Annotated in this window: 12 protein-coding genes and 2 pseudogenes; 10 read left to right on the forward strand and 4 right to left on the reverse strand. The window is 55.3% G+C overall.

The annotated features are described in order from the left end of the window. The first annotated feature begins 31 nt into the window (after window positions 1-31). Window positions 32-1,258, forward strand: coding sequence for an IS701 family transposase (locus tag LCF40_RS20285; RefSeq protein ID WP_224829968.1), 1,227 nt, complete (start codon window positions 32-34; stop codon window positions 1,256-1,258). Here LCF40_RS20285 and LCF40_RS20290 read toward each other — a convergent pair. Both LCF40_RS20290 and LCF40_RS20295 read right to left on the reverse strand, forming a co-directional pair. Next, window positions 1,259-1,687: pseudogene (locus LCF40_RS20290) on the reverse strand (arsenic resistance protein); the annotation flags it as partial. It abuts the gene before it with no gap. Between the two features lie 125 nt (window positions 1,688-1,812). Further along, a complete protein-coding gene (locus tag LCF40_RS20295) occupies window positions 1,813-1,980 on the reverse strand; it encodes a DUF1931 domain-containing protein (RefSeq protein WP_224829969.1) in 168 nt (55 codons plus the stop codon). A gap of 176 nt (window positions 1,981-2,156) precedes the next feature. Between LCF40_RS20295 and LCF40_RS20300 the strand changes: the two genes are divergently transcribed. From LCF40_RS20300 to LCF40_RS20320, 6 genes and pseudogenes are all read left to right on the forward strand, one after another. Continuing rightward, the gene (locus LCF40_RS20300) at window positions 2,157-2,309 is read left to right on the forward strand and encodes a hypothetical protein (protein ID WP_224829970.1); all 153 of its coding nucleotides are present in this window, start codon (window positions 2,157-2,159) and stop codon (window positions 2,307-2,309) included. A 97-nt stretch (window positions 2,310-2,406) separates the two neighbouring features. After that, window positions 2,407-2,631, forward strand: coding sequence for a hypothetical protein (locus LCF40_RS20305; protein ID WP_224829971.1), 225 nt, complete (start codon window positions 2,407-2,409; stop codon window positions 2,629-2,631). A 3-nt stretch (window positions 2,632-2,634) separates the two neighbouring features. Continuing rightward, window positions 2,635-3,000: pseudogene (locus LCF40_RS23870) on the forward strand (DUF7718 family protein); the annotation flags it as partial. 96 nt (window positions 3,001-3,096) lie between these two features. Further along, window positions 3,097-3,255 (forward strand): hypothetical protein, encoded by a 159-nt coding sequence (locus LCF40_RS20310; protein ID WP_224829972.1) that lies wholly within the window; start codon window positions 3,097-3,099, stop codon window positions 3,253-3,255. Between the two features lie 24 nt (window positions 3,256-3,279). Beyond that, a complete protein-coding gene (locus LCF40_RS20315) occupies window positions 3,280-3,570 on the forward strand; it encodes a hypothetical protein (RefSeq protein WP_224829973.1) in 291 nt (96 codons plus the stop codon). A gap of 3 nt (window positions 3,571-3,573) precedes the next feature. Continuing rightward, window positions 3,574-3,930 carry a hypothetical protein gene (locus LCF40_RS20320; RefSeq protein ID WP_224829974.1) on the forward strand — a complete coding sequence of 119 codons (357 nt, stop codon included), beginning with the start codon at window positions 3,574-3,576 and terminating at the stop codon, window positions 3,928-3,930. 271 nt (window positions 3,931-4,201) lie between these two features. On the opposite strand, the gene LCF40_RS20325 is transcribed toward LCF40_RS20320, so the two are convergent. Both LCF40_RS20325 and LCF40_RS20330 read right to left on the reverse strand, forming a co-directional pair. After that, window positions 4,202-4,579: a DUF7970 domain-containing protein gene (locus LCF40_RS20325; protein WP_224829975.1), complete on the reverse strand. Its 378-nt coding sequence runs from the start codon at window positions 4,577-4,579 to the stop codon at window positions 4,202-4,204. Then, complete coding sequence (locus tag LCF40_RS20330; protein WP_224829976.1) at window positions 4,576-5,451, reverse strand: ParA family protein; 876 nt, start codon at window positions 5,449-5,451, stop codon at window positions 4,576-4,578. The genes LCF40_RS20325 and LCF40_RS20330 overlap by 4 nt, the downstream gene beginning before the upstream one ends. A 332-nt stretch (window positions 5,452-5,783) precedes the next feature. Between LCF40_RS20330 and LCF40_RS20335 the strand changes: the two genes are divergently transcribed. From LCF40_RS20335 to LCF40_RS20345, 3 genes are all read left to right on the forward strand, one after another. Beyond that, window positions 5,784-5,942, forward strand: coding sequence for a hypothetical protein (locus tag LCF40_RS20335; protein ID WP_224829977.1), 159 nt, complete (start codon window positions 5,784-5,786; stop codon window positions 5,940-5,942). Window positions 5,943-6,260: 318 nt separating this feature from the next. Then, on the forward strand, window positions 6,261-6,557 hold the full coding sequence (locus tag LCF40_RS20340; RefSeq protein ID WP_224829978.1) for a hypothetical protein: 297 nt from the start codon (window positions 6,261-6,263) through the stop codon (window positions 6,555-6,557). Window positions 6,558-6,844: 287 nt separating this feature from the next. Beyond that, a complete protein-coding gene (locus LCF40_RS20345) occupies window positions 6,845-8,086 on the forward strand; it encodes a tyrosine-type recombinase/integrase (RefSeq protein WP_224829979.1) in 1,242 nt (413 codons plus the stop codon). Window positions 8,087-8,450: the final 364 nt, after the last annotated feature.

The following is an 8,450-nucleotide window of genomic DNA, read 5'->3' on the forward strand; positions in this document are numbered from 1 at the left end:
TAGGAGCATGACGTAGGCGGTAGCAGGACGGATGATGCCGATTACTGACTTCTTGTCGTGCACGCACGTGTTCGACGAGTTCGAGTCGCTGTCACCGGCACACCGCCATCATGCGAAAACCTACGCCACCGGTCTTGTTGCGGCCAGCAACAAGACCGTGGCGGGTATCGCACGCGAAGTTCTTCCGGCCCAAGGCAAACGCGCTCTCAACAAGTTCCTCACCGAGTACGACTGGGACGAACAGCAATTCAACCATGAACGCCTTGAAGAACTCCAAAATCACGGTGAAACACGCTGGTCAAAGGATGGCTACATCATCCTCGACGACACGATCACTGAGAAAGCCGGGGACGAAGTCCCCGGCGTCGGCCACTTCTACGATCATGCCGAAGGTGACACCGTCTGGGGTCAAGACCTCATCTACGCCTTCTACGCCGACGACAAAACCGCCTACCCACTCACCTTCCGCCTCTACGAAAAACAAGACGAGGACGATCAAGACCACGACACCAAGTACGATCTCGCCCGCGAGATCGTCACCGAACTCGAAGAAGAGGTAGGTGTCCCTGCGGCCACCTACCTCTTCGACTCGTGGTTCGCCCACGATTCTGGCCTTCCTGAACACATCGAATCCTACGGCAAGGACTGGATCGGCCCGCTCCGGAGCAACCGACAGGTGACCTACGGCGGCGAAGAGATCCGCGTCGATGCGCTGGAAGAGCGCATCGACACGGTCGAGCGCAATATCGACGACGAGACCTACCACATCTGGACAAAGAAGCTTCCCGTCTCCCAACTGGGAGACGTGAAGCTGGTTATCGCCGAGAAAGAAACCGACGAAGACGACAAGAAGAATCCGGTCAAGTACCTCGTCACGAACAAAATCGACGCACCGACCGAGCACATTATTCGCTCCTACGGGATGCGCTGGCGCATCGAGACGTTCTTCGAGGACTCGAAACAGGATCTCGGCTTGGGAGACTGCGAGATGCAGACCGACGAAGGTACCAGTCGCCACTGGCACCTTCTGATGGCTGCCTACAGTCTCGTTCGTCTTGATCCCGATTCGAGCGCCTTGGGGACGGTTCGCTCGAAAGCGTCATCGCTTCGAGCGAACCTCGAACATTCCCTGAAGGAAGCTATCTACGACCTCCTCTCGTGGGTTCGGAATAACGATGATCGCGGCGTCGATGACCTCATGACTGAGATCGACCACCTCTTCGTTCACTCAACCACCGACGCTAACGTGCAAAGCTGAGTACACTGGAAGCAGCACCAACTGCAAGACGAGGTTGTACGGCAGAATCGACGTCGCAAGCGGGACGTCCCCGTCGGCGACGTCCGTGAAAATGAGATACCAGTCCGTACAGGGCGTGACCAGCAACATGATGAGACCGACCCAGAGCGCCGGGTGATCACGAAGAAAGAGGGCACCGAGGCCGACAGCCAACAGCGGACTCCAGATGAAGTTAACCAGGAGGCTCGACCCCACGACACGCCGGTTCCCGAACGCCGCACGGAGCCGGGAGAACGAAACACCGGCGAACGCGGCGAATAACATCACCATCAGAAACGGGAGGATCAGCCGATCCGCGACGGCAGGGACACCCCCAATCTGACCCAGTGCAAGCCCGCCGACGATGGCGACGAGGACGAACACGGTCTGATACTTCTCGACGAGCTCCATCCACCCTCGATTCGGAGCTACGCTGGGTTAGGGCTGTGGATGTTCCTCGCTACCTCTGTACGTAACAGCTGTTTCAGGCCCACACCCGGACGAAAGAAGTAATCCTCATTCCTTCGATCGACTGTCTACAGATCGCGGGCGTGGACAGTTCGCCGGTCGTTATCTTCGGCCCGCTGGGCAGCATCTTCGAGCAACTCCGCGACCTCCTCGTCGAGGGCATCGTAGAAATCCGCTGCCACGTTCTGGTCGTCGAGTTGGTCCTTCACTGCCGATTTAACGATGAGGTCTGCCATACGACACTCATCAGTACATACCTCTTCAAGAAGTAGTCTTCGGCTTTCTAGCGTCCAAGACGACGTCAAGACAATCCTCACTCGGTAATCAGAGAAGGAGTCGAAAAAGAGGCAACTACATTGCTGCCTTGTGCAACACGCTTTTTGGAAATGCGCCCCATTGTTGCACAAGGTCGATGACTCCACCCACCGCACCGGCGTCACTTCCCGATTATATCGCCGAAGGACTCCCCAAACAAGATGATGAGACGCTTCGCGACACACAGGAGTACATCGATCAGTTGCTCGCCGATCGCGAACGGCGCCGCGAGGAGCCGGCCTGTCTCTAACTATACGGTATAGACTCAACCTCATACATGTACTATATATTGCCAACGTTCCACCTATAGGAGCAACTCTTATTCGGGCATTTATACAAAGTATTGTATGGGCGAACAGCCAACGGACGGTATGAGTGAGCCCCGCGCGATTCTCACGGACCGCGAACGCGAGATTATCAAAGGGATTGACGTCTCGGACGATTATCGCTACCAGACTATCAGCCGAATCCGCCGGCGTTTCGATCGGCTCGAGGAGGACCTGGAGGTACTCGACGAGAATCATGACTCTCTAGGCGAGGAGCTCCGCGACGTGATCTGTGAGGACGACTGATCTATGGGGGCATCTCCCCCGGCCGGATACGACGTTTCAAAGCACGCTCACGCCGGGCGGTCGGACTGTCATATCACGGTCGGATTCGACCGTGAGGGGACCCACATTCCCCGGTTCCTTGTACAGCTCCATTTCCAGGCGACGACCGATCCAGTCCGGTGGCAGGCGATTGCCCGGATGGATCACAACGAAACGTCCGCTACGGGCCATGACGTGTATCGCGAAGGCCTCCATGTCGACATTGATCGACGCTCGAGCGAGACGGTCCACCTCGGACTCAGACACTCCTCACTCCCCACGAATCGGGGAAAGGTGATCCGAAGCTGTGCCGGCTACTTCCAACGCGAAGCCGAGTACTTTATCGACGTTTTCGAGGAGCGGCGACCGCCCGGACGGCCGCCTCGATGGCCCGATGGGGGAGAGTCAACACGTACGTTTATCCCTCTGAGCCCTCTAGAGAAGAGTATGAGCCAGGGATCGTCCGCCGAAGACGCGCTTTCACTAGAGGAACTGTCGGAGATCCTCGCCGATGCGACGGGCACGACCCCCGAAGAGATCGAACAGGGCGCCGCCGAAATCGAGATCGCGCCCCCCGAAGAAGCGACTGTTCTTGACGACGCATAGTTGAGTTACGACCTCGGGTGAACCATGACACAGGATCGGTCCGAAACCGACATCGGCCCCGACGAGGAGCGTCCGACCCGAGAGGAGCGTATCGCTGTAGCCCGAAGCGTCGTCTACGACGCGGACGGCGAGCTCATCGACGAGGACGATCTCGAGGGCACCCTCGAGGCCCACGGTATCGACGTCGGTGTGAGCGAGGACGGACTCCCCGAGTACCGAGACGTCCCGCGTGACCTCTCCCTCTCGGCGGTTCACCTGGCGGTCGACCTCCGAAAGGACCCTGCCAAGTTCATCACCGACCCCATCGAAGCCTGAATTATGGGCCGCGACCTATCTCCGGACGACCACGATGACGCGCCGATTGAAGCGGGCGCCTCGCTCGAAGTGTGGGATCGGCGAACGGTGCTCGAAACCTTCGGCGAAACCGATTTGCGGGTCCAGGGACCGAAGAAAGTGGCTGAAGATGGGCCGACCTACATCTCGATCCACGCCGGTCCCGAAGACGACAAGTATGACGACGCCGGTGGCCACTGCCATATCACCCTCGAACCCGAAGACGCACAGCAGTTAGCGGCGGCACTCCTCCAAGCGAGCGAGGACGACCCGGACATCCTTCTCGACGAAGGGGATACCACCCTTATCCATAACCACGACAAGGGCGCCGATGGCAAGTGAAGAAACCGACGATCGCGAGGAGTATCGGGAGCGTATCCGGAAAATCATGGACGAGAATCGAGACGTGTTCGACGCGCTCGACTGACGCGCACGGGACCCCGCCACCGTCTGCCGTTCTCCACTCGAAACACGTCGCACAGACGTCAGACCCCCTATTCTCGGTTCTACACTATTCTCCACATGATCCACACGAAACAGTATCTCCACTTGTCCCACTCGAAAGGCTCCGTCTGACGAGTGGCTGACGTGCGTCCGACGAGATTTGATACGCCTATTTAATATCGTATCCCCATTCCCGAAGAAGATCTGCAACCTCATCTACATGAGCTAGTCCGACGAGAAGTGCTGCCTCACGAAGATCGGCTTTCTTAATGGAATCTCCAAGTTCGTTCTCGACAGCTGTTTTCGCCTCGCGTTGGTCTTCGATCGTTGATTCTTGGAGATGGAGCTGTACCGTTTTAGACCGCCCATCCGTAATACTATCACGAGCGTAGATCCAAGGAAGGCTTCGAGACGTCGGCTGTTCGTTGTCTGTATCGTCATCGCGTTTGTCTATTTCGGCGGGCACAGACTCTGGTTCCGACCCATCATCAGTACCAGCCCCTCCGAAAGGGTCGTCACTGCTGGCACCGCTTTTGAATCCGTTCATGCTGGAACATCCTCCTTAAGCGCACCGGGCTCAGGTGGGTTCGGTGCCTCGATATCGGCCTGTGCCTCGAGATACCGAGCCAGTCGATCAAACTGAGCCAGTGTTTCGATTTCGTACTCACGTCGCCGATCGCGGTGTGTACGAACGTACTCGAATGCCGAGCACTGTTGTTTCCAGCATCCTTCCATCAGGGAGGTTCGGTCAGGGATGATCTCAGGGGTGGGGAACGAGATAGTATCAATGAGCTCTTCCTGATCATTGGTTCGCTTGAACCCGTTTGGGACCGCTGCAAGAACACCAACCTCAATACCCATCTGCTCTGCGAAGTTACTCGCGAGTTCCTCAAGGCCATCGACCGACGCTTGGCCTTTTGCGCTCGGTTCAACTGGAAGGACTAGGTTTCGCGTCGCATAGATCGCGTTGTAGAGATGGACGGATTCGGTGGCTGGAGGGTCACAAATCAAGACGTCGTACGCCTCGGCGATATCAGCTTCAGCAAGAACCCGCTGCAGTTGTGCATAGATATTGTAGGAGTCACCGAGTTGTTCGGCCTTCTGCTGCTCTCGAGCGAGATGATCCTGTAGATCCGAGAGCATGTTGTGTTCAGGGAGAATGTCGACATTTTCAGAAGTGCGCACGAGATCATCAAGTGCACCCTTGCCGCTTTGAACCATGTGGCGGACGAGGTTATCGGCCTCTCGGTCCGTTCGATCATTGTCGACGCCCAGTAGTCTGCTAAGGTCGCCGTCTTGTGGATCGAGTGGAACAACCAACACGTCGAGCCCTGCTCGAGCATGTGCAGCAGCGAGGTTCGCGGCTAACGATGTCTTGCCAACTCCCCCAGCTTCCGAGTACACCGTGTATGAAAGCATGCACTCTGTTAAAATCCACAGAGACATGAAAGTACGTCAGACACATGTCTACGTATCATGAATTAGTATGATGATTAAGTTAGGTATGCCAGAAACTTGTCTAAGATACGTATCCAAGATATTAATCTAAGATTCTTAGATTAGATTGTTTGATATCCCACCTATTCCGTTGACGGGCCCCACCTCAATCGAGGCGGGGACGCCTCTGTGGAGATGATTTGGGGAGTTTTCAGATTTATAACAAACACGGAAACTCAACTAAACGATCGCCACAATGGCTGGTCACCAGTTCTCCCGTGGCCTTTATCGAGCACCGGACAGTACATATTCATATGAGCCTTGAACGTCCCACTCGCAGTAACGGGCGGGATACTGCGGAAGTACTCGCAGATCTCACGGGTCGGCCCGTCGAAGACTTCGAGTACGACGGTCAGATCCCTGATATCGAGGATTTAGAGTTCCACCTCGTCGAAGATGCGGACGAGGAGTAGCGCGTCTTAGAACCATTTACTACCGAAATCGTGCTAGCGTTCAAATTGATCAAGGAGCTTGTCGGCTCAGTCTAATAGACGAGGGACGTCTCAAACTCGTGTTGTTACCTTGTGCAACATAGCTTTGTGAGTGAGAACGTTTGTTGCACAAGGTAGGATGTGAGTTGATTCCTGAGACGATAGAATTCACAGTTCTAGTCGACGCTCGCGATGCTCGCTCCTTGTGATCAGACGCTCTCTTCCGAATGACGCTGAACGAACCCGTCAGGAAAGAGCGGCAGCCAGGTATATTTGTACGTGTAGGGAGAAGAAAACACCATGACAGACGACGATGAGACGGTCTATCATCGCTCTCTCGATACACCACTCGACCTTCGTACCGCGCTTGAATCGGCTGCAATCGAATTTCTCGACGTCGATGAGGATCGAACGGTCGTGATCTACCAACAGTCAATTCTCATGGTAACTGCCACAGAGGGATCTGCAACGACAGCACAGGCATTCGATGTCGAACTCTGGGAGCCTCCAGCAGCAGGAACTACTGATGATTACGAGACCCTCCTCACTGGATTTGTGGAAGAACTCCTTGCAGCCCCTGATCGATCCTCTCAGTAGCGAATATCGTACTTTTGCAGATAATAGAGACGATAGACGGCATCTAGAGAGTTATATTCAATTGGGAAAAATAATTCAATAAAGCCGGTGGAGAATGATATATCATTATGTGATTTATCATTATTCTTCATTGGGCGGGCGGCTAAATTGTATATGTTGGTTGTCCCATGCCGACAACCCACTACACAAAATATTAGGAGTACTAACACAAACGCCGAACCAGCCACCAATGCACCCCTTAGAATCGACCCAGGACCAAGGACAGCGCCTACTCGGCGAAAATTTCCATGCCTGAGCAAATCAATTGGTCGCGACAGTCACTCGACGAACTGCAACAGACCTGGACCATCACAATCGAACCCGCCCTCGAACGCGCAGGCCACGACCTCCAGTCACGACCAACCTACCAACAGCTACTCAACGTCGGCTACGGAGGGATCGCCTACACCCTTCGCGAACACCACGGTCTCACGCTCTCAGAATTCCTCACTACCATCGGTTACAGCGAGAACTCACCACCGAATTCCAACTCCTGGAAGATTGACAACGAAACCACCATCGACGAGCTTGAAGCATACATTCGAACGCTCGAACAGCGACGGAACCTTGCTGAGTCAACAATCTCTACCAAGCGATCCCGACTCGCCACCTACGCACGCACGTATCAAGACGCACATGGTCATGCTGATCTCATCGACCCGCTCACCGATCTTGACGCCCAACCCGACGAGATCGAGCGGGTGCTGACCGTCTTCGACACACTCGACCACGACTTAGAGAGTGACGCGTCGAAACTCCGCTACCTCGGCGACGTCTCACAGTTCTACGAGCATCTCCAACGACGAGGGAAAGCTACCTACAACCCTGCGGGGACCATCGAGATGGAGTACGGCTGGCAACGCCCCGAACCAGATAACGCGGCCCTCTCGAGCCACCACGTGCGGCAGATCTACGACGTCGCCGACAACACGAGTGACGAACTCCTCGTCCTCGCACTGTGTGCCTGGGGGCTCCGTCGGAACGAAGTCGCGGCGTTGCACAACTCACAACTAGTCCTCGAAACAGATGATCCGCACATCCACTTTGACGAGCGAAAGAACGGACCAGGAACGGTCGCCTTGATCTACGGTCACGAGACACTCGCCAATCGCCTCGACACACTAGGTGCGTCCGATCGCGACTGGAACGGGCACCTGTTCCCCTCGACGGCAGCCGCAAGCGGCCACATTGTCGGTGAAACCGTCCAAGCACGCTTCCAGCGGCTCGCAGAGCGTGCTGACGTCCGAGTGCGTGGACAGGCGCCCACGTCGAAAATGGGACGGCGATTCTGGTACACGACGTATCTCGACTCGCAAACAGACCTTCTCGAGAATCTCGATGCAATTGCAGACGATCAAGGCAGCTCCGATCCCAGCGTCGTCCTGAAAAATTACCTCTCAGAAGAAGAACGCCGTCAGTATCGTCGAGAGTTTATGCGAAAGCGACTCGCTGACGCGTTCGAGACTCAGCACACACGATCTTCCGCTTGATGCTCAAAGCTGAACTCCCCACAGACCTCGTCGCCTACTCGCCCGATCTCCGCTTGAATACATCAATATATTGAAAATGGGTTAGACACACCATTATTGCCAGTAAAACGGGGTACAACAGCGCGTTTTTGATTGCTATCAACAAGGGAGTTTGCAAATCAAGACAGGCATGTGTTATTTAGATTATTGGCAACACCGGAGAGGGTACTGGAGAAACTGGCACTGACGGTTAAGTAGTTGGTCGCGTCGCACACTACTTCCGAGGAATACGTCTGCCGAACAGCTATCGTCTCAGCAATCCGTGAGAGACACGATCAGTCATGTCGTCCGTTCTTCCGCACAATAACGTCGCTGCTCGCAACTT

The sequence above is a fragment of the Saliphagus infecundisoli genome (assembly GCF_020177375.1).
GTDB classification, from domain to species: Archaea; Halobacteriota; Halobacteria; order Halobacteriales; family Natrialbaceae; genus Saliphagus; species Saliphagus infecundisoli.